Below are 540 nucleotides of genomic sequence, written 5' to 3'. Positions count from 1 at the left end.
AAGTATGAGTGAGTCATCAGTGTTTTTGCTCCTTCATCGTGAGCAATCAGAGACAAAACATGGAGAAATCTCGATAGTTGCTCCATTGCAGGAAACGTCATGAGCTCATGCAGAAGATCCACAACGTGCTGAGCTGTCCGTTCAGAAAACACCACACCTTTATTGGCCGCCTTTAAAAGCGGGTCAAGCTTTCTAAGCTCTGCGCAATAGAACATCAAATTGGCAATCCACTCACGCTTAAACCAAATCACATGAGTCTCGCACTTGCTTTCGACCAATGTGGAGTGAATTGAATGAGGCACACCAGGCGCGATCAATAGCATTTGGTTGTGAGTCACTTCTAATTCGTGATGACCAATATGCAAACTGCCAGTGAAGTGTCGATGGATGACCAACTCAAACACATCATCGTGAAAATGGAGGTCGTACTCTTTCTCTACCTCATCAATGCGACGATAGCGCCAAGAAAAACCTGGTCTCTGCGGTACTTTTTCGATGTGCGCCATTGGCTACTCCACAAGATAGTATTGTTTCACGCTC

The 540-nt window shown here is 45.4% G+C and carries 1 protein-coding gene; it reads right to left on the bottom strand.

Translation table 11 applies throughout. From position 1 onward, the window contains the following. A partial coding sequence (locus R7093_RS27580; protein ID WP_318147322.1) for an AraC family ligand binding domain-containing protein occupies positions 1-506 on the bottom strand: 506 nt, incomplete at its 3' end. Positions 507-540 lie beyond the last annotated feature (34 nt).

It is taken from the genome of Vibrio sp. 1580 (assembly GCF_033340055.1).
Note: the sequence above shows the minus strand (reverse complement) of the source record. Positions and strands in the feature narration are given on the sequence as shown.